The organism is Mycolicibacterium agri (assembly GCF_002553505.1).
GTDB classification, from domain to species: Bacteria; Actinomycetota; Actinomycetes; order Mycobacteriales; family Mycobacteriaceae; genus Mycobacterium; species Mycobacterium agri.
In genome coordinates, this window is sequence record NZ_PDCP01000005.1 from 72,348 (window position 1) to 98,666 (window position 26,319).

Below are 26,319 nucleotides of genomic sequence, written 5' to 3' on the forward strand. Positions count from 1 at the left end.
AGGAAACGACTATGACAACTCCTCGAAACGCGGCGGTGCGCCGGCTTGCCGATATCTCCACTGTCGACGCTGTCGCCTCCGTGCTGGCCCGCTACGGGCTGGTCATCGTCATCGGTTGGATCGGCGTTTTGAAGTTCATGAATTTCGAGGCGCACCAGATACAACCGTTGGTCGCCAACAGCCCGTTCATGGGATGGCTGTATTCCATCTTCTCGGTCAACGTGTTCTCGGCGCTGTTGGGCGTCTTCGAAGTGACTGCGGCGGTACTGCTTGCCGTCAAGCCGCTCGCGCCCAAAGTGTCGATCGTGGGCAGCCTGATGGCCATCGTGTTGTTCGTCGCGACCGTCAGCTTCCTCTTCACCACACCGGGCGTCAGTGAGCCTGCCGGTGGCGGGTTTCCAGCGCTGTCGCTCACGGGTGAGTTCCTGCTGAAGGACATCCCGCTGCTGGGCCTGTCGTTCTGGACGCTGGCAGACGCCATGCGCGCTAGTTGACCTTCCCGCCGCGCTGACTTTCCCCGCTCGCGAGGGAAAGGGAAAGTGGGTCAGGCCCGGCGGACCTGGTGTTCCAGCATCGCCCGCAAAGCCCTGATGTCGGGCTTGCCGGTTCCGCCGCGGGGTATGGCGTCGTCGGAGTCGACGAGCAGCCACACGGTGGGGACTTTGAAGGCGCTCAGCCGTTTTCGCGCAGCAGCCCGTAGCGCCTCGACGGACTCGCCGCCGACCACCACTGCGCCCACCGCGCCCGACACCTCGGTGACGAACGTGTTTTGCACACCATCGATGCCGCGCAACGCCTGCTCGACCTCGCTGGGGTAGACGGTGGCACCGCTGACCTTGAACATGTCATCGGATCTGCCGTGGTAGAACAGGAAGCCGTCGCCGTCGAGGTGTCCGAGGTCGCCGGTGGGGTAGTAGCCGTCGGGGGTGAAGACCTCTTCGCGGCTGCGCCTGCAGATGCCGCGCAGCGTATTCGGCCCACGGATCTGGATCATCCCGACGATCCCCGGCGGAGCCGGGTCACCGGTCTCGGTGTCGACGATGCGAACCTCGGTGCCGGCGAACGGCTTTCCGCAGCTGCCCCACGCCGGCCGTGGCATGTCGGTGTCGGCGGGGTAGCCACAGTAGGGGCCGAACGACTCCGTCATCCCGAACAACTTGGCTCGCGCGCCCGGCTGGGCCCGTTGCGACGGCGGCAACAGCGCTTCAAGGCTGCCGGGCCGCAGCGCCGACAGATCCGCGCCGATCGATTCCGCTTGCCGGGCAACGGCTTCTGCTTGGTCGGGCCATCCGCGAAACAGCGTCACCCGTTCGCGCTCGAGCAATTTCAGCGTGGTTTCGGGCCGGGGTATCTCCTCGGTGATCAGCGTCGCGCCGGCCAGCAGGGCCGACAGTATGCCGCTGCCGAAGCCGCCCACCCAGAAGAACGGCATCGGCAGATACAGGCGGGTGTCGGCGTCGATGCACCGGGCGCCAAGACCGGCCCAGACCGCGCCCAGGGCATTGCGGTGCGAGTGGATGACGCCCTTGGGCGGCCCGCTGCTTCCCGACGTGAACACGACGGCCATGGTGTCGGCCGGGGTGACGGTCGCAGTGATGGCGTCGACGGCCGCGACCGCCGCGTCACTTGGTTCGGGCAACTGATCCGGTGTCCACACACGCTGCAACGCAGGAAGATCCGCCGCAAGGTCGTATTCCGACAGGTCGTCGTGGTATCGGTGGCCGCGGAACTCCTCGACGGCGACCAGATGCTGGACAGACGCGACCCGCAGCTGCGCCACCAGTTCGCGCGGCGCCAGCAGGGTGCTCAGCGGCACCAAGACAGCGCCGATCCGCATCAGCGCCACCGCGGTCTGAACCCAGCGGACACCGTTGGGCATGATCAGGCCCACCCGGGTCCCCTTGGACACTCCGGCGTCGACGAATGCGGCGGCGATGGCGCGCGTCGTGGCGTCCAGTTCGGTGTAGCTGAGCCGCATGTGCCGATCGATCACCATCGGCTTGGGCCCGTACTCGTCGGCGCGGGCGCGCACCAATTGGTCGATGGTTGCCGGAAAGTCAGCCATCCAACACCGCCGCAAGACGTTGCATGTCCACCTTGCCGCTCGATCGCAGGGGTATGTCGGCAGGCGGGATCGCGACGATCCGCCTGGGGATCTTGTACGCCGACAGTTCCCGTTTGAGTTCGTGGCGCAGTGCCGCTTCGTCGATATCGGCGTCGGTGGCGAGCACCGCGACGACCGCCTGCCCGCGATCGCGATCCGGGATGCCGAACACGTGCGCCGTCGCACCGGTGACGCGGGCGATCGCCTTCTCCACCTCGGCAGGCGCGACATTGGCCCCCGCGGTCTTGATCAGCGAGCTGCGTCTGCCGAGGAAGTAGTAAAAGCCGTCGGCGTCGACGCGCACGAGATCGCCGGTGGGGAACCAGCCGTCGGCATCAAAACATTCCTCCCGGCTGTGCTTGTAATAGCCCGCCATGACGTAGGGCCCGCGGATGCACAGTTCGCCGTCCTCGTCGACCCTGGCCTCGAAACCCGGCGCCGGCTTGCCGAACGACCCGCGCCGGTGCTCGGGCTGGTCGGACTCATCGCCGCTGAGCAGCACGACGCTGCCGGCCTCCGTCATGCCCAGCATGTTGTGGCGCAACTCGGGGTCGGCCGGGCGCACCTCCGGCGCCATGATCGGGTACAGGTTGCCGCGCCGCATCGACGACAGATTCCGCGTGTGAATGCTTCGATGGCGGGCGAGATGTGCGATCCCGGTGACGAATCCGTTGGTGACAGTGGGCCGTTCGGCCTCGAGCAGATCCAGGGTGTCGGCGGCATCGGTGGCGTTGGAGCACACCAGCGTCGCTCCCGCGACAAGCGTGGCCAGCAGGCCGAAGGCGAAGCCGCCGATCCAGAAGAACGGGGAGTTGCAGAACAGCTTGTCGTCGGCGGTCAGTCCTCGGATGGCGTTGAGATTGCGTTGATGCTCGAGCAGCGCGGCGTGCGTGTGCACCACGCCTTTGGGTGTTCCGGTCGAGCCCGAGGTGTAGATGATCGAGAGCGGGTCGCAGCCTTCGACATCGGCCTCCAGCGCGTGCAGTTGCCGCTCGTCGCAGGCGTCGTCGGGTTCGCGGTTGAGCAACACGTGCCGCAGCAGCGGGGCGTCGTCGCGTACGTCCGTGATCCGCTGGCGAAAGTCGTTGCTGCGGTATGAGTTCGCTGCCAAGAGAATGGCGACGTCGCTGTGGATGAGTTGCTCGCGAAGTTCGGGCGCGGTGGCGAACGTCGAAAACGGAACCACCACGGCACCGATTCGGGCCGCGGCCAACGTGCCGATGACAAGGTCCGCTCCGTTCGGATAGAGCAGCCCGACATGGGTGCCCTTCCCGGCGCCGAGTGCGACAATTCCGCGGGCCAGTTTCGCCGACCGGCGCTCGGCGTCGGCGTAGCTGAGGCGGTCGTCGTCACACACCAGCAGCGGGTGGTCACCTCGAGAATCCGTCTGCCGTCGCAACACCTCGACGACGGTGAACCGTTCACCCATTGCGGATTGCGCTCAGATCGGGTTTGCCGGACGGTGTCCGCGGGATGGACCCGACGATGGTGATCTCGGTCGGGATTTCGTAGCGGGCCAACCGGTTTCGTAGGAATGCCAGCAGGTCGTCGGCGTCGGTCGACGCGTCCTTGCGCAGCTCCACCACCGCGACGGGCGTCTCGCCGAGCCGGTCGTCGGGTCGACCGACGACGGCGGCGCCCTGCACGGCGGGATGGCTCTCCAAGGCGGCGCGCACATCGTCGGGCATCACCTTGAAGCCGCCGCGGATGATCGCCTGGTCGGCACGGCCGAGGATCCAGACGAAACCGTCTTCGTCGATGCGGGCCATGTCGGTGGTCCGCATCCAGTCGGCAGCCGGTCCCAGCTGAGGCGGTTTGACCTCGAGCAGACCGGGTTGATTGGGGCCCAGCGGGTTACCGTCGTCGTCGACCACCCGCAGTTGCGCGCCGGGGTTGGCGCGTCCGACGCTGCCTCGCTTGGTCTGCCAGTACTTCTGGTGGTCGGCCAGCGTCCAGCCCGCAACGCCGCCACCGAATTCCGTTGCCGCGTAGGAGGTGAGCACCGGAATTCCGAACGTCCGCTGGAAGGCGTCGGCGTCGTCGGCCGACAGCGGGGCGGTGCCGGACGTGACGGCGCGGATGCTGCCGAGGTCTTCACGGGTCAGCGACGAGTGCAACACCATCCGCAGTGCGGCGGGCACCAGTGACACCGCTCGCGGTCGATGCCTGCGCACGGCGTCGGCCCACTTGTCGAGTTCGAATCGCTCCAGGAGCACGAACGGCCGCGCATCGACGAGGCATTGCAGTACCCGAAACACCCCGCCGATGTGCACCAACGGTGCGTTGACGATCGCCACGCCCTTGCGCACCGCGGTGGGGCCAGGGGAGCGATCCCACTCGATGCCCATCACGCTGTGGGCGAGCATGTCGTAGGTGAGGTCGATCCGCTTGGGCGGGCCGGTGGTGCCGCTGGTCAGCATTCGGACCGCCACACCGGGGCGTTCGGCGGCGGCACCGTCTCCGGCAGACACCACGTGCGGAGGCGCGTCCAATGCTGAGACCGACAGCAGCCTCGAACCCGATTGAGGTGGCACAAGGTTCGTCAGATCATCGGTTTCGCCGACGATGGCCGGCAGATCGAGCGCAGCGATGTCGGCCTTGGTGCGGTCGTCGCCGCGCGACGGGTTGATGACGACCACCGTTCCACCCGCCAACAGCACGCCGAGGAACGCGGCGACGAATGTCGGCCGGTTGCGCAGCAGGATGCCGACCTGGCAGCGGCCGTCGACCGTCGTCGCGATGTCACCGGCGAGCGCCGCAATCTGGCGGTAGGTGAACCACTGCCTGTCGTACTCGATCGCCGAGGCGTCCGGGGCCAGCTCGAGCACACCAGAGAGGCGCTGGCGCAGTGGGTGTTTCATTATCACCGAATCCGTGGTCGAGGCTTTGCGGCTCCGCCTTGCCTTGCGAGTTCGGCCGTCCCGATCGGGTTTCCCAGCCTGGTGTAGATCAGGTTCTGCTCGAGCGCGGCGCGGTAGGGCTTGTCCAGCGATTCCCAGATCGCCTTGACGGTGCCTTGGGTCGCCGACGGCGGCTTCGCTGCGATGGTCGTGGCTATCGCGTGCGCGCGTGTCCACAGTTCGTCGCGGGACACCACTTCCGATACCAAACCCATGCGGAGCGCGGTGTCGGCGCCGACGCGTTCGTCGTTGCCCATCAGCGCGATTCGCAGGGTCTCGGCCAACCCGATGCGGCGCATCAGCCCGATCGGCTCGAGCGCACAGACCAGGCCGGCCGACACGTGGGAATCGAAGAACGTGGCGTCGTCCGAGCAGATCACGACATCGGATTCATTGACGAAGTAGAACGCGCCCGCGGTGCAGATGCCCTGAACGGCGCACACCACCGGCTTCCACATCTTCTGCCACTTCGGGCTGAGCAGCTCACCGGGATCCTCGTGGTTCCACACGTTTTCGGGTTGCACGTAGGAGGACTTGACATCCAGGCCCGCGCTGAACGCCCGATCGCCCGCCGCGCGGAGCACCACCGCATGCACCGTTTCGTCAAGCTTGACGGCCCGCCAGGCGCGCGCCATCTCCTCGCACATGGTGCGGTTGAACGCGTTGAGCACGTCGGGGCGGTTCAACGTGATGGTGGCGACGTGGTCGTGGGCGTCGACGTCGAGAAGGATGGTTCCGAAGTTCATGGGGATGCTCATCGGCATTGCCATTTCGGTGCGCGCTTTTCGACGAAGGCCCTCGGCCCTTCGAGTGCGTCCTCGGTGTGCAGGTTGCGTTCGCGGAACGCCTCGGCGAGGATCTCGCCCTCGTGCAGCGGCAGGTCCAGTGTCTTGTGGATGGCCAGCCGGGTGCCGCGAACGGCCAGCGGAGCATTGGAATTCACCATGTCGGCGATTTCGTGGGCACGTTCCAGCAGTCGTTCGTGTTGCACGACCTCGCTGATCATGCCGAGTTCGTATGCCCGCTGTGCGTCCATCCGCTCGTGCTTGCCGGCCAAGGCCATGCGCAGCGCGATGTTGCGTGGCAGCACGCGAGCAAGCCGGACCATCTCGCGGCCGGCCACCAGCCCGATACTGACGTGCGGGTCGAAGAAGGTGGCCTTGTCGGAGGCGATGACGATGTCGCCCGTCGTGACCCAGTCCAGCCCTGCGCCGCAGCAGATTCCGTTGATCGCGGCCAGCACCGGTTTGGCCATCCGGCGAAACGGCGGGGTGCCCTCCTGTGGTGCCTCCCACTGGTCGTAGGTCGACAGGTAGGGCCGCTCGTTGATGACCTTGCCGTCCTCGGGGATCTGCTTGGCGTCGGCGCCGGAGCAGAAGGCCCGGCCGTTGCCCGTGACGATGAGTAGCCACACGTTGTCGTCGTTCTCGGCTTCGTCGTAAGCGGCCCGCAACTCGGTGATCATGTACGGGCTGAGCGCATTGAGGGCCTCTGGACGGTTCAACGTGATGGTGGCCGTGTGCCCGTCGACCTCATAGGTGATGGTGTCATACGACTTGCCGGCCATCGGCGTTCCCTTCGTCGAGCACGTGTCGGTCATCTGCCTTGGAACCCCGGCGCACGGCGCTGCTGGAACGCCGCAAGGCCCTCGTTGAAATCGGCCGTTCGGCAGGCGAGTTCGAGGTTGTGGAGCTGCTGGTTCACGGGCTGCGGAAGTGTCGCGTGCTGACCGTAATGGACGGCCTGCTTGGCCAGCCCGACCGCCACCGTGTGGGCGGCCACCGTGCCGTCGGCGTCGCCTTGACTCACTGCCGGGGTCCCTTCTTGAGCCGTTTACGGATACCCATACAGTAGGCTAAACCATTACTATCCTATACAAAATAGAAAGGAAAGCCCGATATGGCGGACGGCGCGACAGCCCGGTTCGGTGAACAACCGCTGGAACAAACCGTCGCCGCTGCGGGCGCGTTGCGACGCCTCGCGGGTCTGCTGTTGTCGCTGGAGCATCCGCACCCGACGGTCGACGCCATGCTGACCCAATTCGCGGACTGGGAGAAGGAGTTGGCGGCCGCGGCCCCACCGGCCCTTTCTCCGCGGATGGGCGCCGACGGAGCCGACACGCAACGGGTTTACCTGTCCCATGCGTTTGACATCGGGGCATACAACCCGTGCTTCCCCGAGTATCGCTTCGACCGACTCGATGCCGACTCCGCCGAGGGGCAGGTGATCTTCCCGGTCGTGTACGAGGGCCCGCCGGGCCTGGTGCACGGCGGATTTCTCGCGGTGTTCTTCGACTGCATCACCCAGCACCAGAACTGCGCCACCGAACTGTCGGGCAAAACCCGTTCGTTGAACGTGACATTCCGCAGGCCGACGCCCATCCTCACCGATCTGCGCTTCGACATCACCCGTACGCGAACCGACCGGGCGGTCACGTCAACGGCGCGGTTGCTGCTGGACGACGACGTGCTCTGCATCGGCGAGGCGAACACCCTGGCGTTGGAGCCCGACAAGCTCATCACCGCCAATTTCGGAAGGCGGCGGGAACGATGAAGCTGCACGGCATCCGGCAACCGCGCGTCGCGGAAATCGTGGCGTCACGGCTGCGCGACGAAATCCTCTCCGGCCGTTTGAAAGAGGGCGATGTGCTGCCGTCCCAGGAGAGCCTGTTCCAGGAGTACGGTGTCAGCCCGCCCGCGCTGCGCGAAGCAATTCACATCCTGGAGACCGATGGGCTCATCTCGGTGCGGCGCGGCAACGTCGGGGGAGCGGTGGTCCGTCAGCCCTCGGCGGATCGCACCGCCCACATGATCAGCATGGTCCTGCAGACCCGCGGGTCGACACCCGCCGACGTCAGCGAGGCGCTGTTGCATCTCGAGCCGATCTGCGCGGGGATGTGCGCGTCGCGCCAGGACCGGATGACCGAAGTGGTCCCGTATCTGCAGGCCGAGATCGACTTACAGACCGAGCAATTGGAGGACTTGTCTCGCTACGTGCCCAACGCTCGACGTTTCCACGAAGCGTTGGTGTCACGGTGCGGCAACGAGCCGATGATTCTGTTGATCGGGTCGCTGGAGCTGATCTGGTCGGCGCACGAGTCGTCGGTCTGGAGCGATGACGACGTCAGTCACACGACCATGCGCGCCGCGCTGCGCGACCACCAGCGACTGCTCGATGCCATTCGAGAAGGCAACGCGGCGCGTGCCGTGCGGCTGGCATCCGATCACCTTGCGGCCGCCCGCCGCAACACCCTTGCTGCCGGTGGGGAAAAAACCATTGAGGCGAAATTGATTTCGAGGAGTCCAGGACAATGACCGCCGCAGCCGACGACCGCGTGCTGTTCGACGTCGATACCGACAAGAGGATCGCGACGATCACGTTGAACAACCCCAAGCAGCGCAACTCCTACGACGCCGCCATGCGCGAGACCATGGCCCGGCACCTGGACCGCGTCGCGGAGGACGACGACATCACGGTGGTGCTGCTGCGCGGGTCCGATGGCGTGTTCAGCACCGGGGCAGACATGAACAACGCCTATGGCTGGTACGGCACCAAGGATGGCAATGGCACCAACGGCGGCGGCAAGAAGAGCAGGCCGAGTCAGCGTCGACGATTGACCGTGGACCGCAAGTCATTTGGCTTCTACCACGACCTGATGGGTTTCCCGAAGGTCACCGTCGCCGAGGTCAGCGGCTACGCGCTCGGCGGCGGTTTCGAGATGGCGTTGATGGCCGACATCTCGGTGATCGCCCGCGACACGAAGATCGGCATGCCTGCCACGCGATTCCTCGGGCCTGCGCTGGGCAGCCTGCACATGTTCTTTCACCGCCTCGGCCCGGTGCTGGCGCGCCGGCTGCTGTTGACCGGCGACGTCATCGAGGCCGGTGCGGTCGAACATTTCGGGGTCTTCACCGATACGTGCGAACCGTCGAAGGTGGCGGCGCGGGCCAGGTATTGGGCGGAGAAGGCCGCCAGGATGCCCGCCGACGGCGTCGTCATCGCCAAGGAGGCGTTCCGGCTCGTCGAGCAGAGCCAGGCGTATCAGGGCGAGGAAGTCGCGAGCTACCTGTTCCACGCCTTCGGCACGAATCTGCAGTTCGCGCCCGGCGAGTTCAACTTCGTCAAGACCAGGGCCGAGCACGGCACGAAGGAGGCGTTCCGCCTGCGTGACGAGCATTTCCATGTGCCCGAGCCGTGACGCCGCGCAGCGGCAGCGGCCAGTGACGGCCGCCACCCTTCTGCAGGCGATACATTATCTGCTACTTTTGTAAAGTCGTTAACGCCAAAAGCTGAGGTCAGGAACATGGGAACACCCGTCATCGTCGGCGCCGCCAGGACTGCGATCGGCCGCTCCTTCAAAGGCACGCTGGTCAACACGCCGCCGGAAACCTTGATCACGACCGTGCTTCCCGAGGTCGTGCGCCGCTCGGGTGTCGACCCTGCCGCGTTCGACGACATCATCTTCGCCGAGTCGCACTACGGCGGCGGCGATCTCGCCCGCTACGCGGCCGCGGCGACCGGCATGGAGGACATCCCCGGTCAGTCGGTGAACCGGCATTGCGCGGGCAGCCTGACCGCGATCGGCAATGCGGCCGCGCAGATCGGTTCCGGGATGGAGCGGGCATTGATCGCAGGCGGCGTGCAGTCGCTGTCGATGACCCCGCTGGTGAACTGGCGCATCCCCGGCCCTGAGCTGAAGTTCGAGGAGCGGTGGATGCCGCCGACCCACCCCGAGACGCCCGATGCGCCGTGCAAGGACATGTCGATCACCGTCGGCTGGAACACCGCGCAGACGGTCGGCATCACCCGAGAGGAGATGGACGCCTGGGCGGCGCGCTCACATCAGCGGGCCATCGCCGCGATCGATGCGGGCAAGTTCCTCGACGAGATCATTCCGCTGAAGGTCAACCAGTTCGACGGATCGGTGATCGAATTCAGCGTCGACGAGCATCCGCGCCGCGACACCACCGTCGAGAAGCTGGCCGCGCTCAAGCCGCTGCATCCCGAGATCGAGGGCTTCTCGATCACCGCGGGCAACAGCAGCGGCACCAACGACGCGGCCGCGGCCGTCGCGCTCGTCGACAGTGACTACGCCGACGCCGAGAAACTGACCAAGATGGCGACCGTAAAAGCTTGGGCGGCAGCGGGTGTGGCGCCCCGCGACTGCGGGCTGGGCGCGGTGAAGGTGATCGGCAAGGTGCTCGACCGGGCCGGGCTGAAGCCGTCGGACGTCGCGCTGTGGGAGATCAACGAGGCGTTCGCGTCGGTGCCGATCGCCGCGTGCCGCGAGTACGGGCTCGACGAGGAGAAGGTCAACTTCTCCGGAAGTGGTTGCAGCCTCGGGCATCCCATCGCGGCCTCGGGCGCGCGGATGGTCACCACGCTGGTCTACGAACTGCAGCGGCGCGGCGGTGGCATCGGCGTCGCGGCGATGTGCGCGGGCGGCGGCCAGGGCGGCGCCGTCGTCGTCGAAGTCTAGCGATTTCGGCGCGCATACGTGCGCTGAGCGCCCGTTAGCGCGCCGAAATCAATCTTTCGGCGTGGTCGAGGATGCACTCGAGGCCGTATTCGAAATTCTGGTCATCGGAGGCGCCCATCCGGTGGCCCTCCCGCTTGAGCTTGGCCAGCAGCGGTGTGGTGTCGGGGTCGATGACCATGGTTTCCTCGAAATCGCCCGGCCCGCCGTGGTTGGCGCGGTTCTTGTCGTAAAGCCGTTGCAGCACCACTGATCCGCGCACATGCACCGACACCGCCGAGTAGGTGTCGAATGCGTCCTCGGGTGAAAGCCCGGCCTCGACCAGGTTTTCGATCGCCTTCTCGACGGCGACGACACCCAGTTTCGCCGCGCGCGGGCTCAGCGCCGAGCGGATGAGAATGAGGTCGCACAGAATCGGATTGCTCAGGAACGTCTTTCGCATGGTGCGCGCGTGGTTGGCCAGTGTTTCGCGCCAGTCGTCGGCCTTCACATAAGGCGTCGCGAACACATACTGCTTCAGCGCGCGGTCGGTCATCGCGTTGAGCAGATCGTCCTTCTTGCGGAAGTACCAGTAGATGCTCGTCACTCCGACACCGAGGTGCTTGCCCAACAACGGCATGCTCAAGTTGTCGATGCCGACGTCCTCGGCCAGCTCGAACGCTCCCTTGATGATGTCGTCGGGGTTGATCGACCCGCGCTCGCGTCGCTGACGCTTCTCCGCGGTTGCCTGCTTTGCCACTAAGGGCACCTCCATCGAAGTCCGTGTCGAAGCCGAATGTACCTGGGTACCCGGTTTCGCCGTTCTACTGTAAGTCCTATAGTAAGCTTTTCCAGCCATTTATGGCGCAGCTAACAACTGGCGGGACGGTCATGGATCTCGGACTCACGGACGCGACGGCGGTGGTGGTGGGCGGTGGCCGAGGGATGGGTCTGGCGGCCGCGCGCTGTCTCGCCGACGACGGCGCGCGCATCGCGGTCGTCGGGCGGACGCAGTCGACACTCGACGAAGCGGTCGGCGAACTCGGCACCCGAGGCAGTCCGGAGGCGCTCGGCATCGTCGCCGACGTCACGGATGCCCAAGCCGTGCAACGGGTTTTTGACCAGGTGGGCACCCGCTGGGACGGCGAACTCAACATCCTGATCAACGTCGCAGGGCCGGCAGCGGTAGGCAGGTTCGAAGACCTCACCGACGAGCAATGGCGACAGGCCGTCGACCAAGGCGTAATGGGCATGGTGCATTGCGTGCGGTCGGCACTACCCCTGCTGCGCAACGCCGAATGGGCGCGGATCGTCAATTTCTCGGCACATTCGACGCAGCGCCAAAGCGTCATCCTGCCCGCCTACACCGCCGCCAAGGCCATGGTCACGAGCATCTCCAAGAACCTGTCCCTGGCGCTGGCACCCGACGAGATCATGGTGAATGTGGTTTCGCCGGGCAGCATTCTGTCGGAGTCCCTGGCGGGTTGGGCGGAGTCGGTCGGCATCGACGGCAGCGATCCCTACGCCGTGATGGCCGGTATCGACAAGCACTTCGGGCATCCCGCGCATCTTCCCCGCGCCGGTCTGCCCGACGAAATCGGCCCCGTCGTCGCATTTCTCGTCTCGCCGCGCAACTCGTACATGACCGGCGCCAACATCAACATCGACGGTGGAAGCGACTTCACCTAGCCGCCCGACGAGCAAGCAGAGTTGCGTCAAGCAGCGCGGCAGTCGGAGACAGAAGGAGGCGGCATGGCAACAGCACGTGACGCACGCGAATGGGCACGAAGTTCGCTCCGCGGCATCGGAAACAGCCTCTACACCCCGTTCACCGGCCACGACGGCGACGACATCGACTGGGACGCATACCGCACGCTCGTGCGCTACTGCGTCGGCGAGTTGAAACATCCGATGCTGTGGTGCACCAGCGGTATCGCCGAGTTCTGGTCCCTGACACTCGACGAGCGAAAGCGCTTGCTGGAAGTGGCAATCGAGGAAGGCCGCAAAGCCGACCCCGATGTCGTCGTACAGGCGTGCACGGCGGCCATGTCCGCCAAGGACTGCCTCGAGCTGACGCTGCACGCTCAGGAAGTCGGCGCCGACATCGTCTACATCCAGACACCGATGATGGAGGTGCACGGCGGCGAAGGCGTGATGAACTTCTTCCGCTACGTCGCCGATCGCACCGAGATCGCGCTGGGCATATTCAACTCTCCGTCGTCGGGCTACGTAATGACCCCGGCCGAGGAAGCTCGCATCTACGAGGAGATTCCAGCGGTCTGCGCGACGAAGGAGGGCGCGTTTCGCCCGGCCAGCAGTCGGCTGCTGCACGAACTGGCACCCGATCTGGTGATCTGGGAATGCGACCCGACCGTGTACCGCGCCGGCTGGCTGCGTGCGGGCATCGTCGGGCCCGCACAACTCGGCACGGCAGGGTATCTGTACGAAACCCCGCAGCAGCCAATACTTTCCGAGTACTGGCAGCTGGTTTGGGCGGACAAGCTGGTCGAGGCGATGGATTTCGCCGAAAAGTCCGGCCTAGACCAGTTCGCCGTCGATGTGCGGTCGTGGTTCACGTGCTACCCGGGTCGGCCCGACTACTTCACGCACTGGGGCGGGGCGTTCAAATACGCGGCGTCGGTGCTTGGCCTGCCGATCGGCGACTATCCGCACTCGCGCCCGCCGCAAGCGCGGTTCCCCGACGAAGGCAAAGCGCAGATCGACGCAGCGTATCGACGTCTCGGCCTGGTTCGCGGATGAGCGCTGAACAGGTGTAGAAGCCACTACCGATAGGTGTACAGTAAGTACAATCACTGAGCCGGGAACCGCAGCTGAGGAGGTCCGAGGGGTGAGTGCCGACGACCCGGTCCTCTACAAGCTGCGCGACAGCGGGGTGGACTCCATGCGCGACGTGTTCGAAGCCAGCGACCATGCCGAAAAGCTCAAAGGCGAATCGATGCAACGCCCCGACTTCATCGAGGGCATCACCGCATTCTTCGAAAAGCGCACACCGAACTTCCCGCCGTTGAAGGAGGCGACGCTGTGACCGACACGCGAGAAGGCGGATGGACTCCGCATACGCTCGACTACAGGGCGATCGACGTCGACAACCACTACTACGAGCCGCTGGACGCGTTCACCCGCCATCTCCCTATGGAATTCAGACGCCGCGGCGTGCAGATGCTCACCGATGGCAAGCGCACGTACGCGGTGATCGGCGGCGTCGTCAACCACTTCATCCCGAATCCGACGTTCGACCCGATCATCGAGCCGGGCTGTTTGGATCTGTTGTTCCGCGGTGAGATTCCCGAAGGCGTCGACCCGGCGTCGCTGATGAAGGTCGACCGGTTGGGCGACCATCCGGAGTACCAGAACCGCGATGCCCGGCTCGAGGTGCTCGACCGCCAGAACCTCGAAACCGTATTCATGCTGCCGACTTTCGCCTGCGGAGTGGAGGAGGCGCTCAAGCACGACATCGAGGCCACGATGGCCTCGCTGCACGCCTTCAACCTTTGGCTGGACGAGGATTGGGGATTCGACCGCCCCGACCACCGGTTCCTGTCGGCGCCCATCATCTCGCTGGCCGATCCCGTGAAGGCCGTCGAGGAGGTCGAGTTCGTCTTGAGCCGGGGCGCCAAGATCGTCTGCGTGCGACCCGCGCCGGTGCCGGGGCTGGTCAAGCCGCGCTCGTTGGGCGATCCGGTGCACGACCCGGTGTGGGCGCGACTGGCCGAAGCCGGCGTTCCGGTCATCTTCCACCTCTCCGACAGCGGCTATCTCGCGATCGCCGCGCTGTGGGGCGGAAAGGCGACATTCGAAGGCTTCGGCAAGAAAGACCCGCTCGATCAGGTGCTGCTCGACGACCGCGCGATTCACGACACGATGGCGTCGATGATCGTGCACCAGGTATTCACCCGCCACCCCAAGCTGAAGGTGGCCAGCATCGAGAACGGGTCGTACTTCGTCTACCGGCTGATCAAGCGGTTGAAGAAGGCCGCCAACACCGCGCCCTATCACTTCAAGGAGGATCCGGTCGAGCAGTTGCGCAACAACGTCTGGATCGCGCCGTACTACGAGGACGACGTCAAGCTGCTGGCCGAAACGATCGGGGTGGACAGGGTCCTGTTCGGTTCGGACTGGCCACACGGCGAAGGCCTTGCCGATCCGATGTCGTTCACCGCCGACATCCCCCAGTTCCCGGAGTTCAGCGCGGAGGACACCCGAAAGGTGATGCGTGACAACGCCCTTGACCTGCTCGGCGTCGGCGTCCTGACCAACGCCTGACCATGCCGGAGTGGACCATCGGCGATGTCGTCGACGCCATTGCCGACGTCATAGGAGATCGCACGATGACGGTGTGCGGTCAGCGCAGAACCACTTACGGGGAGATGGCTGCGCGCACGCGCAGGCTGGCGAACTTCCTGGCCGACACGGGTTTCGGCGCACACCGGGAGCGAGCGGAGTTGAAGAACTGGGAGTGCGGCCAAGACCGCGTCGCGCTGGTCATGTACAACGACCGCTACCCGGAACTCGTCATCGGCGCGTTGAAGGCACGCACCGTCCCGGTGAACATCAACCACCACTACACTCCCCGCGAAGTCGCCGAACTACTGGACTACGTCAAGCCGCGTGTGGTGGCCCACCACCGCTCGTTGGGGGCGCGCTTCGCCGACGTTCTCGTCGACGCTGCTGATCTGCTGATCTGCGTCGACGACGGCAGCGATGCGCCAGGCCTGGCGGGCGCGGTAGACCTGGATGACGCGATGGCACAGGGTGATCCGAACCGCGTGATCGCGGCATCGCCCGACGACCTGATCATGTACTGCACGGGCGGCACCACCGGACGGCCCAAGGGAGTGATGTGGCGGCAAGCCGATTCGTACGTGTCGTCGATGGGCGGCGCCGACCACGAGTCGGCCGCCGAAATCCACGACAAGGTGCGGTGCAACGAGGGGCCGCCGTGGTTCGCGGTATCTCCGCTGATGCACGCCGCGGGCCTGTGGACGGTGTTCTCCGGTGCGCTGGCAGGCCTGCCCGTGGTGCTCTACGACGATAAGACCCGCTTCGACCCGCCCGCAGTGCTGTCGACCGCCGAGCGGGAAAGGGTCGGGCTGATGACGATGGTCGGGGACGCATACGCCGGACCGCTGATCGAGGAACTCAAGTGCAACAGCTACGACCTGTCGTCGCTGTATGCGATCGGAACGGGTGGTGCGGTGACCAATGTCAAACATCAAGCCGCACTGCTGGAATTGTTGCCGCAGCTGACCATCATCAACGGCTACGGCTCGTCGGAAACCGGAAACATGGCGTTCGGCCACAACCAGCGGGGATCCCGCCGCGACACCTTCGACCTGCGCACCGGCGGCACAGTGGTCTCCGAAGACCTGAGCCGGTTCGTCACTGCGGGTGAGAACGTTGTCGGCTGGGTGGTGCGCATCGGACGAATTCCGTTGGGCTACTTCGACGACGCCGAAGCCACCGCCAAGACCTTCCCCATCGTCGACGGTCAGCGAGTCGTCGTGTCGGGTGACCGTGCATCGCTCGAGGCCGACGGCACCCTGCGCCTTTACGGCCGTGACTCCCTCGTGGTGAACACCGGCGGTGAGAAGGTGTTCGTCGAGGAGGTCGAGGCGGTGCTGCGGACCTGTCCGGGTGTCGCCGACGCTCTGGTCGTGGGCCGGGACAGCGACCGGTGGGGGCAGGAAGTCGTCGCGCTCGTCGAAAGCTATCCGGGCGCGCGCGTCGACACCGAGGTGTTGCACGCGGTCTGCATCGAGCACCTCGCGCGGTTCAAGGCGCCGAAGGAATACATTCTCGTCGAGAAGGTTCGTCGGCTGGGCAACGGCAAGGCGGACTACCGCTGGGCGAAAGCCGCTGCGGCCAGGGAGGTGTCGTTGTCATGACTCGGGTTATCGATTGCCTTGTCAACGTGCACTTCGGCGAGACCGAACAGCAGCCGACATGGATGCTCAAGGTGCGCGACGACTATTTCAAGGGTCCCGAGTCGCTGTTCGCGCCCGTCGATCTGTCCGAGCTGCTCGACGAGATGGACGAGCAGGGCGTGCAGAAGGCGATCCTGATGGACAACCTCGCCAAGCCGTCCGTCACCGCGCGCAAGTTCGCCGAATCCCGGCCGGACCGGTTCAAGCTGGCGATGGGCGGGGTGAACCTGCTGAAGCCGATGCCGTCGCTGCGTGAACTGAGCGCCGCCGTCGCCGACCTGCCGGTGGCGTATGCCGTTGTCGGCCCGAGCTTCTGGGGCGATGGCCAGTACCCGCCGAGCGACGCCGTCTATTACCCGCTCTACACGAAATGCGCCGAAATCGGGCTGCCGCTGTGCGTCAACACCGGCCTGCCCGGCCCGCCGATACCGGGGGAGGTGCAGAACCCGATCCATCTCGACCGGGTCTGCGTGCGCTTCCCGGAGTTGAAGCTGTGCATGATCCACGGCGCCGACCCGTGGTGGGACATCGCGATCCGCTTGATGATCAAGTATGAGAACCTGCGCTTGATGACGTCGGCGTGGTCTCCCAAGCGGTTACCCGAAAGCCTGCTGCACTACATGCGCACGCGAGGCAAGGACAAGGTGATCTACGCGTCCGACTGGCCGGTGCTGCGGATGCGCCGCGTCGTCCCCGAGGCGCTTGCGCTGGACCTGCCGCCCGAGGTGCGAGGCAACTACCTCTACAACAACGCTGAGCAATTCTTCTTCTCAGGACAGGAATAGCGATGGACAGATACGAGCTGCGCAGGCTGGACTACAGCCTCTCCGAGGATCACAAGGCGATCCAGGAGGCGTACAGGCAGTTCTTCAAGGCTTACTGTCCGATCGAAACCGTACGCGCCGCAGAGGAATCCGGACTCGACAAGAGCGTGTGGGAGCGGCTGTGCTCGATGGGAGCGACGACGATGGCGCTGCCCGAATCGGTTGGCGGGGACGGCGCTACCGTGGTGGACCTGACGTTGGTCGCCGAGGAGATCGGCCGCGCTCTGGCGCCTGTGCCGTGGATCGACCACGTGTGTGCGGCCCGCCTGCTCGCCCGGCTCGGCGGCTTGGACTCCGATGTCGTCGCCGGTAAGCATCTGGCGGGCTTCGACCCGCAACATGATGCGGTGACCGGCAGGCGGCTGATCCCGACCGGGTCCATCGCCGATCAGATCGTCGTGCGCGACGGCCAGGACATCGTGCGGTTGACGTTCGGCACCCGCCCGGTCAAGGTCGACAACATCGGCAAGCTGCCGATGGCGTGGGTCGATCCCGCTGCGGCCGACACCCACACGGTGATCGCGAGCGGCGCGGAGGCATTGGCGGAATATCAACGCGCGCTTGACGAGTGGCGCGTGCTGACCGCTGCGGCGCTGGTCGGGCTGGTCGAGCAGACCATGACGATCGCCTGCGAGTTCGCCAAGAATCGATACACGCTCGGTGTGCCGATCTCGACGCTGCAAGCGATTTCACACCCGCTGGCCAATATCGCGATCACAGTCGAGGGCGGGCGCAACCTCTCACGACGCGCGGCGTGGTTCCTCGACAACGAACCCGACGAACGGCCTGAGCTGGCACCATCGGCGTTCGTTTTCATGGCCGAGGAGGCATCGAAGGCCGCCACCATGTGCGTACACGTGCAAGGTGGCCTCGGAGTTTCGGCGGAGGCGGCGGCCAGCGCCTACCTGCTTCGCGCCCGCGGGTGGGCGTTGGCGGGCGGCGACCCCGGCGCCAGCGCGAAGTACATCGCCGAGATCGTCGCGGCGCGCGAGAGCGGGGTGGGCAAGTAATGGACTTTTCCCGCGTTGAACTGTCGGCGGAGGACGAGGCGTTTCTGCACGAGTCGCGGGCGTTTCTGCGAGAGCTCGTGACCGAGGACGTGATTCGGCGCGACCGCGAGACCGGCGACAACTTCGACGAGGGTGTGCACCTGGCGCTCGGGGCCGCAGGTTACCTTGCCCGCGAATGGAAGCCCGAATCCGAGGGCGGCTTCAACCGGGTACGGCGGCGCATCTGGGAGCTGGAGAAGCGACGCGCCCATGTGCCGTGGGTGACGTTCGGCACGACGGCGATGATCGCGCGTTCGGTGGAGAAGTATGGCTCCGAGGAACTCAAGGCCGAGGTGATGCCGCGGGTCTTCAGCGGGCACGTGCGGCTGTGCCTGGGCTACACCGAACCCGAAGGCGGCTCCGACGTCGCCACCTGTAAGACGCGCGCGGTGCGCGACGGCGACTCCTGGGTCATCAACGGCTCCAAGATGTTCACCACCGGGGCGCACAACTGCCAGTACGTCTTCCTGATCACCAACACCGACCCCGATGCGCCGAAACACAAGCGCCTGACGATGTTTCTCGTTCCGCTCGACACGCCGGGCATCGAGATCCAGGGCATCCGTACCGTCGACGGCGACCGCACGAACATCGTGTACTACAGCGATGTGCGCGTCGACGACAAATACCGGCTGGGTGAGGTGAACGACGGCTGGACCGTCGTTCGTGAGCCGCTCAACGTCGAGCACGGTGCGGTGGAAGCCGCCGCCGACGGCCTGCAGGACGTGTCGATCATGATGCACCAGGCCGGGTTCATGGCCGCCGCGGTCGACACGGCGGCCGCCAAGGTCGCCGAAACGGGTCCCGACAATCGTCGCCCGATCGACGACGGGTCGGTGGCATATCGCCTGGGCCGCAGCGTGGCTCGGATGGAGGCGGCGCTGTCGGCGACGAGCATCTTCGGACGGGTCGCGCTGGCGCAGACGATGCGAGACATCTCACCGGATCTGATGGACATCCTCGGCGCGGCTGCTTCCCTGCCGATCGGCACCGACGGGTCCGCCGACGACGGCGCCGCCGAATACGTCTATCGGTTCGCGCCGCTGGTCGGCATCTACGGCGGCACGCTGGAAGTCTTCCGAAACATGATTGCGCAGTACGTGCTGGGCCTGGGTAAGCCGAATTACTCGCCGCCGGTTGAGAAGAAGGCGTCGTGACGACTACAAGCCGGGCGTTGGTGATGGGCGCCACCGGTTTCGTCGGCTCCCATGTCACCCGCAAATTGGTCTCGCGCGGCGATGACGTGCGGGTCTACGTCCGCGAGACAAGCAACACGGTCGCGATCGACGACCTCGGCGTCGAACGCTGCTACGGCGACCTTCGCGACGTGGAGGCGCTGCGGGCCGCCATGGCCGACCGTGACGTCGTGTACTACTGCGTCGTCGACACCCGGTTCTACCTTCGCGATCCGGCGCCGCTGTTTGCGACCAACGTGGAAAGCCTGCGCCATGTACTCGATGTCGCGACGCAGGCCAATCTGCACCGGTTCGTGTTCTGCAGCACCATCGGAACGATCGCGATCGCCGAACCTGATCAGTCGGCCACCGAAGACATGCCGTTCAACTGGGCGGACAAGGGCGGCGCATATATCGAATCACGGTGTCGAGCTGAGGATTTGGTGTTGCGGCACGCCCGCGAGCGCGGCCTGCCCGCGGTGGTCCTGTGCGTCTCCAATCCGTACGGGCCGCTGGACTGGCAGCCGAACCAGGGTCTGATGGTGCAGATGGCGGCGTTGGGCCGCTCGCCCGTCTACGTCAGAGGGGTGTCGGCCGAGGTCGTCGGCATCGAGGACGTCGCCGACGCGTTTCTGCTCGCGGCCGAGCGCGGCCGGGTAGGGGAGCGTTACATCATCTCCGAAAGCTATATGTCGCAACGGGAAATACTCGCGATCGCGGCGTCAGCGGTCGGGGCTAGGCCGCCGCGGTTCGGCGTGCCGCTGGCCGCGATGTATGCGTTCGGTGGTCTGCTCGGTCTTGCTAGCCGGCTGTTGCGGCGCGACCTGCCGATGAACATCCACGGCGTGCGCCTCAGCCACATCATGACCGCCGCCGATCACGGCAAGGCGACGCGTGAACTCGGCTGGCGACCCCGCCCGACCGCGGAGTCGATACGGGCCGCGGCGCGGTTCTACGTCGAGCAGGCGAAGTCGGGACGGCGCCTCAGTAGCCGGCTCATGCGCTAATCAGCGCCGAGGGTGGGCTCCCCTTTCCTCGGCGAGCAGACACTTGTGCCCGCAAAAGCCCTGGGCGGGGCGGACATTTGCGTCTGCTCGCGGTTGAAAGGTCAGAGCGTGACGATCGTCGCAGCGGCTGTGCCCGGCGCGCCGTAGAGCTGAGCGAAGCCGACGCGCGGTTCGCCGCCGACCTGGCGTTCGCCTGCCTCGCCGCGCAATTGGCGCACCAGCTCGTGGATCTGGCGCAGGCCCGACGCGCCGATCGGTTCGCCGTTGGCAATCAGGCCGCCGTCGGTGTTGACGGGCATCGGGCCGTGTATCTCTGTGGCGCCGTCGGCCAACAGCTTTTCTTGGTCGCCGTGCTCGCAGAACCCGCATTCGGCCATGTGGATGATCTCCGCGCCGGCATCGGTGTCCTGAAGCTGGATGACGTCGACTTCTTGCGGTGCCACGCCGGCCTTTTCGAACGCGGCGCGGGCGGCGTACACCGTCGGCGCAACGTCCTCCTCGACCGGTGCGAACGTGGTGTTCACCTCGTAGGCGCCGTACCTGCGCGTGCGCACTTCGACGGCACGCAGATACACGGGCTTGCTCGTGTAGCGGTGCGCGATGTCGGCCCGGCACATGACCACCGCGGCGGCACCTTCGTCGGGCGCGCAGAACATGTACTGCGTGAGGGGATAGTTCAGCATGGTCGAGCTACCGATGTCGTCTTCCGGTATCGGCCTGCGCCGGAACGCGTTCGGGTTCAGCGCGCCGTTGCGGAAGTTCTTGGCGGCGACCTTGGCCAGCGTCGCCTGCGAGATGTTGTGATCGTGCAGGTATCGGTTGGCCTTCATGCCGAAGAACTTCGTGGTGAGGTACTGGCCGTTCTCGGCGTACCAGCTCGGCATGCCGACCAGTGCGGGGTCCTCGGTGAACGCGCCGCGCGGATGCTTGTCGAGGCCGACGGCGATGCCGATGTCGTAGTCGCCGAGCCGAATTCCGTCCGCGCACGCCTTGACGGCGCTGGCGGCGGTGGCGCACGCGTTGAAGACGTTGGTGAAGGGGATGCCGGACAACCCGACCATGCCGACGATCGCGTCGGGGTTGGCCACTGTCCAGCTGCCGCCGGTGGCGAACTGGATGTCCGCCCACTCGACCCCGGCATCAGCGACGGCTGCGAAGATCGCGTCGACGCCCATCTCCATGGCGGTCTTGCCTTCGAAGCGGCCGAACGGATGCAGGCCGACACCGATGATCGCGACGTTGTTCACGGGGCGAGTGTATAGCAACTGTAACTCTTACAGTATCGCTGCCTATGCGCTCCGCCACCGCCGAGACGGAGTCCGCGCAGGCCTTCACTCGCACTTCTCTTGCGAGGATTCCGTTTCGCGGCTAAACGGCCAACACGCGCTGCTCGAACAAATCGGCGCCCCGAGCGACTCCGCCGGTTGCGGCGAATCCCTCCGCGACCCGCCTGGCCCCCTCGGTCATGGTCATCGCCTCGCGGACCTTTGCGTGTAGCCCCTGCACCGACAACCTTCGCGCGGGCAATCGCGTGCCGCAGCGTGCGACTTCCACCCGCCGCGCAACCTCGAATTGATCACGCCCGAACGGCACGACGCATACCGGCACGCCATGGTCGAGCGCCTTCTGCGTCGCGCCCATCCCGCCATGAGTGATCGCACACACCGCCCTGTCGAGCACCACGTCGTGTGCGACGTACTTGCAGACGGTCGCGTTCGCAGGCGTGCGCACACCGGTCGGTTCCCCGGCGGGCATAGTTGCCACCACATGCACCGGTTCATCGGCGAGCGCGGCCATCGCGGTCGAGATGAGCTCGGTGTCGCCCTGCTTCTCCGATGATGTCGTGACCAATACGATCGGCTGATCGATCGCCGACAACCAGTCGGGAACGACGTCGGCGCCGGGGCGGACAGCACACGGACCGATCATGTGAACTGTGTCGCCCCAATCGGTCTGCAGATATTGGAACGGCTTGCCGCTGGCGACCAGCATCAGCGGTGCGCGCCGCAGGAACTCGTCCATCGACTTGACCGGCTCCAGTCCCACCCTCGTTCGCACCGCATTCAACGGTCGTCGCCCAACCCGTTCGAGCGGAGCCAGCAACAGCGTGGTCGCCGCGGCGTCTCGAGCCCTACCGAGCACGCCCGGTAGCGGTCGCAGGCCGATGCCGAACGGCGGCACCCCGGGCGAACGCAGCAACGGTGTGTATGGACAAAAGGATGCCCACGGGATGCCGCCGGCCTCTGCGACGCATACCGCCCCCCAGCAGTTCACGTCGAGAAGCAGGGCGTCCGGCTTCACCGTGGCTATCGCGTCGGCGAGGTCATCCACTTCCCGTCCGGCGCGCCTTCCGAACACGGACGCCGAGATTCTCAGCGCCGCAATCGGATTGGATCCCTGCCAGTCATCCTGGGTGATCGCTTCGATGTCGGGATCGATTGCCTCAGCGGTGAATCCAAACGACCGCGCTGTCTTCAAACCGCTCGATAACGTGCGCAGGTGAATGACATGGCCGCGGTCGGCAAGTTCGGACAGGAGCGCGCTCATCGGCAGCAGATGACCGAGTGCCGGTGAAGTGTAAGCAAGGATCGTTGCCACCGTTGGCTCCCGAGAATCTCAGCCGCGCCGACTGACCATCTGCCGCGCCTCGTCGATCCGGCCGCGGGCGTCGAGCCTCTCGCAGAGCGAGAGATACTGCCTGGCAATCTCGGCGTGGCCTGCCCAGTCACCCTTAGCGGCGGCCAACAACGCGCGCGATCGCAACCACCACAGATCCATTGCGGGTATCTCCGGATGGCGGGCGAGGGGACAGTCGATCACGCGCCGTGCCTCGGCGAGGTCGCCCGACCCGGATCTCTCGACAAGAAGCTCGACGAGGGCCTCGCCCGCGCGACCGGCGACGAAGCGGAGGCCACGTGTCGTGTGCAGTTCGAAACAGTCTCTCAATTCGATGATCGCTTCGTCGCGACTACCTTTGCGTGCGTCGTCGATCGCGAGGTCCGCTGCAATGGCCGGTAGCGCGACGGTGAACAAGTTGTGTTTGGAGATGCTTGCGCGGGCGCTTTTCAGCAGCCCGACGGCTTCGGTGCGGGCTGACTCGACGGTGCGGAGCAGGACGACTCCCGCAGACCATTGCGCAGCGATGATGCAGAACAGATCGCCGAACGACTCTGCGCACTGCAGATTTTCGCGCATATCGTCCACGATCTCGGCCGGCTTGAAGATTCCGATCGACGCGAGAAGACCCCAGTAAGCCCATACGATTGCCTGGTTGTCCTGTGGGAGACCATTGGTGATCGCATAGCTCTCCTGCATGTGCTTGCGGCCGCTCTTGTGGTCGCCGGTCAAGCACTCGATCCCACCTCGAATGGCGTCGGCGAACGCCAGTTCCATGGTCTGTGCATGCACCAGAACGGACTTCAGCCGCTCGAGCATGATCGAAGCGGCATCGAAATCGCAATTGAGAAAGCGGGCGTAAATAACCGCGAACATAATGACGCCCATGGTGGGTGCGTCGCAATCGATTTGGTCGACCAGATCGACCAGCTCCTCGGCGAGTTCAGCCGCTTCGGGAATGCGGATATCGTTGGTGGTGAAAGATACGATGCGGCCTGCCATTGCGATCGCGAGCGACGTCGCGTCACCGGCTTGTGTCGCCATCTCGCGGAACTCTCGGAACTGGTCGTCGACGTCGGCGTCGTGCCCGACGAAGATCGACTTCGAGAAAAGCATCGTCCGCGGCGCGATGCGCATGGCGGCGATGTCGTCGTGGTCATCGGCGAGTTGGTCGGCAATTCGCCGCGCGCTCTCCCACCGAGTACGGGCTGCTCGCAGATCACGCAGCGCAAGCCAATCGGCCGCCCGCATGTGCCAGTGGTACGCGTCTGCTAGATCCCCGGCGGCCTCGTAGTGCGCGGCAATGAGTTCGGCATTCTCATCGACGGCGGATGGGTCACGAGCCTGGATGGCGGCGGCCAGACGCCGATGCGCCTGCGCGCGGGTCGTCGTCAATTGTGACTCGTAGGCGACGGTGCGTACCAGCGGATGGCGAAAGCAGTAGCGTTGCCTGGGAACGAATTCCGTTTGATCGATGAGTTCGGCCGATACCAACTCGGCGAGCGGGGACAGGTCGGCGTCGGGGAGCAGGGCGCTCAGTGGCTCCTGGTCGAATGCGAAACCGGCCACGGCTGCGGCGTTCAGTATCGACTTCGCCTCGGCGGGGAGTCTGTCGATGCGGGCTGCGAGTACGGCCTGAACGGTGGCGGGAACGGTGATCTCGCCGACGCTGCGGGTCAGCCGATAGGCGCCACGGCTGCCGGCTAGCACATCGCTGCCAGCCAGATCCCGCACGATCTCCTCGGCGAAGAACGGATTCCCTAAAGCGGCCGACGCGATACGGTCAGCCAGCGCCTCGAGTGCCGGGTCATCGCCGAGCAAGTACTTGACCAGCGCCACCGCCGTCGAACCGGACAGCGGCGCAAGGGTGATCGCATTGCGTGAACTTTGTTGCAGCGCACCGCGGAACTCCGGCCGGTAGGTGACGACGAACGTCGATGTCGTCACGGCAAGGGTGGCGGCGAGTTGGGAGAGCACCTCGTCACTGGGCGCGTCTATCCAATGCGCATCTTCGAGGACATAGACGGTTCGCGTGGGCCGCGCAAGCGCAGCCTGCGCCATTATCTCGACCAGTCGCCTGCGCCTGTCGACACTGACCTGCAGCGGACCCACGTCGGATTCGGCGATTCCCATCACCTCGAACAGCAGCTGAGCGTCTGTCGAGTCCACTGACAGGAATCCCTGGCACTGCGCTGCAGTCAGTTCCCTGGCGTCGGCATCGCTGACTTCCTCGACTCGGAACATGACGCGCAGCATTTGGGAGAGTGCGCGGAAAGCCAGTGTTGTGGTGTGCGCTTCGCACCGAGCGATCACAACGTCGAGGCCCTCACTGGCGGCAATCGCAGCGAACTCGGCGACCAACCGACTCTTGCCGAGACCAGGGTCGCCGACGATCGCCACGACACTGCCCGTCCTGGCATCGAGAACGTTTCGTAGCCAGGTCAGTTCGGCCTCACGGCCGAACATCACACCTTCATTTCGACCCACCACCTTCTTGCCCGACTCGACCGCCAAGAGCCGCCGCGCGGGCACTGGCCTGTCGCTGTTTTTGATCACCACCTCCTGGACGGAGCCCAGACGGGCGACGCCTTCGACGAGCTTGGCCGTGGTCATCGAGCACAACACGCCACCGCCGGGCGCGGCGGCCTCCATCCGTTGGGCCATGCCGACGGGATGGCCCACTGCGGTGTATCTGCCAAGCCCTGCCCCGATGTCGCCGGTTATCACCTCGCCCGAGTTCAAGCCGATACGGATCTGCAGGTCGAGTCCGTCGGTGCGGCGCACTTCAACGGCCAGACCGCTGGTGGCGACCTGTATCTCCAGTGCTGCGATACAGGCGCGCAGCGCGTGATCCTCCAGCGCGCACGGAGCGCCGAAGAGGGCCATCAAACCGTCGCCGGTGAACTTGTCGACGGTCCCCTGGTAACGGTGAATCACAGCGGCAGCGCGATTGAACAACTCGTTCATGAGCTCGCGAAGACGCTCTGGGTCGAGAGCCGATGCGAGCTTCATCGACCCGACGACGTCGCAGAACAAGACGGTGACCTGTTTGCGTTCCCCGGCCGGGTCTGGTGTGGAGACCGGTGCACCGCATTCGTCACAGAAGCGAGCCTTGACCCTCAACTCGTGCCCGCATGATCTGCACCGGTCAATCGCCGCGGTGGCCGGATGCGCCATCACCGGTTTTCTCCTCCGCCGTCAATAAACACCATCATCACTCACGGCGGCGTTGGCGGTCGGGTTT

General features: G+C 65.5%; 22 protein-coding genes and 2 pseudogenes. 14 read left to right on the forward strand and 10 right to left on the reverse strand.

What is annotated here, in order from left to right; genetic code table 11:
* Positions 1–11: 11 nt before the first annotated feature.
* Positions 12–494 (forward strand): YkgB family protein, encoded by a 483-nt coding sequence (locus tag CQY20_RS04510; RefSeq protein WP_097938464.1) that lies wholly within the window; start codon positions 12–14, stop codon positions 492–494.
* 50 nt (positions 495–544) lie between these two features.
* Here the strand turns inward: CQY20_RS04510 and CQY20_RS04515 are convergent, their stop codons facing one another.
* The 6 genes and pseudogenes from CQY20_RS04515 to CQY20_RS04540 all read right to left on the reverse strand — a co-directional run.
* Positions 545–2,065: a class I adenylate-forming enzyme family protein gene (locus CQY20_RS04515; protein ID WP_097938465.1), complete on the reverse strand. Its 1,521-nt coding sequence runs from the start codon at positions 2,063–2,065 to the stop codon at positions 545–547.
* Positions 2,058–3,533 carry a class I adenylate-forming enzyme family protein gene (locus CQY20_RS04520; protein WP_097938466.1) on the reverse strand — a complete coding sequence of 492 codons (1,476 nt, stop codon included), beginning with the start codon at positions 3,531–3,533 and terminating at the stop codon, positions 2,058–2,060. The genes CQY20_RS04515 and CQY20_RS04520 overlap by 8 nt, the downstream gene beginning before the upstream one ends.
* Positions 3,526–4,968, reverse strand: coding sequence for a class I adenylate-forming enzyme family protein (locus CQY20_RS04525; protein WP_174814732.1), 1,443 nt, complete (start codon positions 4,966–4,968; stop codon positions 3,526–3,528). The genes CQY20_RS04520 and CQY20_RS04525 overlap by 8 nt, the downstream gene beginning before the upstream one ends.
* Entirely contained in the window at positions 4,968–5,768 is an 801-nt protein-coding gene (locus tag CQY20_RS04530; RefSeq protein WP_097938468.1) for an enoyl-CoA hydratase/isomerase family protein, read from the reverse strand. Before CQY20_RS04530 ends, CQY20_RS04525 begins: the two co-directional genes overlap by 1 nt.
* Complete coding sequence (locus CQY20_RS04535; protein WP_097938573.1) at positions 5,759–6,571, reverse strand: enoyl-CoA hydratase/isomerase family protein; 813 nt, start codon at positions 6,569–6,571, stop codon at positions 5,759–5,761. The genes CQY20_RS04530 and CQY20_RS04535 overlap by 10 nt, the downstream gene beginning before the upstream one ends.
* 29 nt (positions 6,572–6,600) lie before the next feature.
* Positions 6,601–6,777: pseudogene (locus tag CQY20_RS04540) on the reverse strand (enoyl-CoA hydratase/isomerase family protein); the annotation flags it as partial.
* Positions 6,778–6,903: 126 nt separating this feature from the next.
* On the opposite strand from CQY20_RS04540, the gene CQY20_RS04545 reads away from it, so the two are divergent.
* The 4 genes from CQY20_RS04545 (at position 6,904) to CQY20_RS04560 (ending at position 10,483) form a co-directional block, all read left to right on the forward strand.
* The gene (locus tag CQY20_RS04545) at positions 6,904–7,557 is read left to right on the forward strand and encodes a PaaI family thioesterase (RefSeq protein ID WP_097938469.1); all 654 of its coding nucleotides are present in this window, start codon (positions 6,904–6,906) and stop codon (positions 7,555–7,557) included.
* Positions 7,554–8,318 carry a FadR/GntR family transcriptional regulator gene (locus tag CQY20_RS04550; protein WP_097938470.1) on the forward strand — a complete coding sequence of 255 codons (765 nt, stop codon included), beginning with the start codon at positions 7,554–7,556 and terminating at the stop codon, positions 8,316–8,318. The genes CQY20_RS04545 and CQY20_RS04550 overlap by 4 nt, the downstream gene beginning before the upstream one ends.
* Positions 8,315–9,202, forward strand: a complete 888-nt coding sequence (locus tag CQY20_RS04555; RefSeq protein WP_097938472.1) for an enoyl-CoA hydratase/isomerase family protein — start codon at positions 8,315–8,317, stop codon at positions 9,200–9,202. The genes CQY20_RS04550 and CQY20_RS04555 overlap by 4 nt, the downstream gene beginning before the upstream one ends.
* 105 nt (positions 9,203–9,307) lie before the next feature.
* Complete coding sequence (locus tag CQY20_RS04560) at positions 9,308–10,483, forward strand: thiolase family protein (RefSeq protein ID WP_097938473.1); 1,176 nt, start codon at positions 9,308–9,310, stop codon at positions 10,481–10,483.
* Between the two features lie 34 nt (positions 10,484–10,517).
* On the opposite strand, the gene CQY20_RS04565 is transcribed toward CQY20_RS04560, so the two are convergent.
* A complete protein-coding gene (locus CQY20_RS04565; protein WP_174814651.1) occupies positions 10,518–11,234 on the reverse strand; it encodes a TetR/AcrR family transcriptional regulator in 717 nt (238 codons plus the stop codon).
* 116 nt (positions 11,235–11,350) lie between these two features.
* On the opposite strand from CQY20_RS04565, the gene CQY20_RS04570 reads away from it, so the two are divergent.
* The 9 genes and pseudogenes from CQY20_RS04570 to CQY20_RS04610 all read left to right on the forward strand — a co-directional run bounded on the left by CQY20_RS04570 (position 11,351) and on the right by CQY20_RS04610 (position 20,459).
* Positions 11,351–12,148, forward strand: a complete 798-nt coding sequence (locus tag CQY20_RS04570; protein ID WP_097938477.1) for an SDR family NAD(P)-dependent oxidoreductase — start codon at positions 11,351–11,353, stop codon at positions 12,146–12,148.
* 63 nt (positions 12,149–12,211) lie between these two features.
* Positions 12,212–13,219 carry a dihydrodipicolinate synthase family protein gene (locus CQY20_RS04575; RefSeq protein ID WP_097938479.1) on the forward strand — a complete coding sequence of 336 codons (1,008 nt, stop codon included), beginning with the start codon at positions 12,212–12,214 and terminating at the stop codon, positions 13,217–13,219.
* A gap of 136 nt (positions 13,220–13,355) precedes the next feature.
* Positions 13,356–13,505 (forward strand): annotated as a pseudogene (locus CQY20_RS04580) (enoyl-CoA hydratase); the annotation flags it as partial.
* Positions 13,502–14,743 carry an amidohydrolase family protein gene (locus CQY20_RS04585; protein WP_097938481.1) on the forward strand — a complete coding sequence of 414 codons (1,242 nt, stop codon included), beginning with the start codon at positions 13,502–13,504 and terminating at the stop codon, positions 14,741–14,743. The pseudogene CQY20_RS04580 and the gene CQY20_RS04585, both read left to right, overlap by 4 nt.
* 2 nt (positions 14,744–14,745) lie before the next feature.
* Positions 14,746–16,365 carry an acyl-CoA synthetase gene (locus CQY20_RS04590; protein WP_097938483.1) on the forward strand — a complete coding sequence of 540 codons (1,620 nt, stop codon included), beginning with the start codon at positions 14,746–14,748 and terminating at the stop codon, positions 16,363–16,365.
* Positions 16,362–17,189: an amidohydrolase family protein gene (locus CQY20_RS04595; protein WP_097938484.1), complete on the forward strand. Its 828-nt coding sequence runs from the start codon at positions 16,362–16,364 to the stop codon at positions 17,187–17,189. The genes CQY20_RS04590 and CQY20_RS04595 overlap by 4 nt, the downstream gene beginning before the upstream one ends.
* Positions 17,190–17,191: 2 nt before the next feature.
* Positions 17,192–18,238 carry an acyl-CoA dehydrogenase family protein gene (locus CQY20_RS04600; RefSeq protein WP_097938486.1) on the forward strand — a complete coding sequence of 349 codons (1,047 nt, stop codon included), beginning with the start codon at positions 17,192–17,194 and terminating at the stop codon, positions 18,236–18,238.
* On the forward strand, positions 18,238–19,434 hold the full coding sequence (locus CQY20_RS04605; RefSeq protein WP_097938488.1) for an acyl-CoA dehydrogenase family protein: 1,197 nt from the start codon (positions 18,238–18,240) through the stop codon (positions 19,432–19,434). Before CQY20_RS04600 ends, CQY20_RS04605 begins: the two co-directional genes overlap by 1 nt.
* Positions 19,431–20,459 carry an NAD-dependent epimerase/dehydratase family protein gene (locus CQY20_RS04610; protein ID WP_443093916.1) on the forward strand — a complete coding sequence of 343 codons (1,029 nt, stop codon included), beginning with the start codon at positions 19,431–19,433 and terminating at the stop codon, positions 20,457–20,459. Before CQY20_RS04605 ends, CQY20_RS04610 begins: the two co-directional genes overlap by 4 nt.
* A gap of 101 nt (positions 20,460–20,560) precedes the next feature.
* On the opposite strand, the gene CQY20_RS04615 is transcribed toward CQY20_RS04610, so the two are convergent.
* The 3 genes from CQY20_RS04615 to CQY20_RS04625 form a co-directional block, all read right to left on the reverse strand.
* On the reverse strand, positions 20,561–21,706 hold the full coding sequence (locus CQY20_RS04615) for a thiolase family protein (RefSeq protein ID WP_097938492.1): 1,146 nt from the start codon (positions 21,704–21,706) through the stop codon (positions 20,561–20,563).
* Between the two features lie 121 nt (positions 21,707–21,827).
* Complete coding sequence (locus CQY20_RS04620) at positions 21,828–23,057, reverse strand: glycosyltransferase (protein WP_097938494.1); 1,230 nt, start codon at positions 23,055–23,057, stop codon at positions 21,828–21,830.
* Positions 23,058–23,075: 18 nt separating this feature from the next.
* Positions 23,076–26,252, reverse strand: a complete 3,177-nt coding sequence (locus CQY20_RS04625) for an ATP-binding protein (protein ID WP_097938496.1) — start codon at positions 26,250–26,252, stop codon at positions 23,076–23,078.
* Between the last annotated feature and the right edge of the window lie 67 nt (positions 26,253–26,319).

Bases quoted from the DNA above. Each gene is read 5' to 3' on its own strand.
- CQY20_RS04510 (WP_097938464.1), top strand. From the start codon at position 12: ATGACAACTCCTCGAAACGCGGCGGTGCGCCGGCTTGCCGATATCTCC.
- CQY20_RS04515 (WP_097938465.1), bottom strand. From the start codon at position 2,065: ATGGCTGACTTTCCGGCAACCATCGACCAATTGGTGCGCGCCCGCGCC.
- CQY20_RS04520 (WP_097938466.1), bottom strand. From the start codon at position 3,533: ATGGGTGAACGGTTCACCGTCGTCGAGGTGTTGCGACGGCAGACGGAT.
- CQY20_RS04530 (WP_097938468.1), bottom strand. From the start codon at position 5,768: ATGCCGATGAGCATCCCCATGAACTTCGGAACCATCCTTCTCGACGTC.
- CQY20_RS04535 (WP_097938573.1), bottom strand. From the start codon at position 6,571: ATGGCCGGCAAGTCGTATGACACCATCACCTATGAGGTCGACGGGCAC.
- CQY20_RS04545 (WP_097938469.1), top strand. From the start codon at position 6,904: ATGGCGGACGGCGCGACAGCCCGGTTCGGTGAACAACCGCTGGAACAA.
- CQY20_RS04550 (WP_097938470.1), top strand. From the start codon at position 7,554: ATGAAGCTGCACGGCATCCGGCAACCGCGCGTCGCGGAAATCGTGGCG.
- CQY20_RS04555 (WP_097938472.1), top strand. From the start codon at position 8,315: ATGACCGCCGCAGCCGACGACCGCGTGCTGTTCGACGTCGATACCGAC.
- CQY20_RS04560 (WP_097938473.1), top strand. From the start codon at position 9,308: ATGGGAACACCCGTCATCGTCGGCGCCGCCAGGACTGCGATCGGCCGC.
- CQY20_RS04565 (WP_174814651.1), bottom strand. From the start codon at position 11,234: ATGGAGGTGCCCTTAGTGGCAAAGCAGGCAACCGCGGAGAAGCGTCAG.
- CQY20_RS04570 (WP_097938477.1), top strand. From the start codon at position 11,351: ATGGATCTCGGACTCACGGACGCGACGGCGGTGGTGGTGGGCGGTGGC.
- CQY20_RS04575 (WP_097938479.1), top strand. From the start codon at position 12,212: ATGGCAACAGCACGTGACGCACGCGAATGGGCACGAAGTTCGCTCCGC.
- CQY20_RS04590 (WP_097938483.1), top strand. From the start codon at position 14,746: ATGCCGGAGTGGACCATCGGCGATGTCGTCGACGCCATTGCCGACGTC.
- CQY20_RS04595 (WP_097938484.1), top strand. From the start codon at position 16,362: ATGACTCGGGTTATCGATTGCCTTGTCAACGTGCACTTCGGCGAGACC.
- CQY20_RS04600 (WP_097938486.1), top strand. From the start codon at position 17,192: ATGGACAGATACGAGCTGCGCAGGCTGGACTACAGCCTCTCCGAGGAT.
- CQY20_RS04605 (WP_097938488.1), top strand. From the start codon at position 18,238: ATGGACTTTTCCCGCGTTGAACTGTCGGCGGAGGACGAGGCGTTTCTG.
- CQY20_RS04625 (WP_097938496.1), bottom strand. From the start codon at position 26,252: ATGGCGCATCCGGCCACCGCGGCGATTGACCGGTGCAGATCATGCGGG.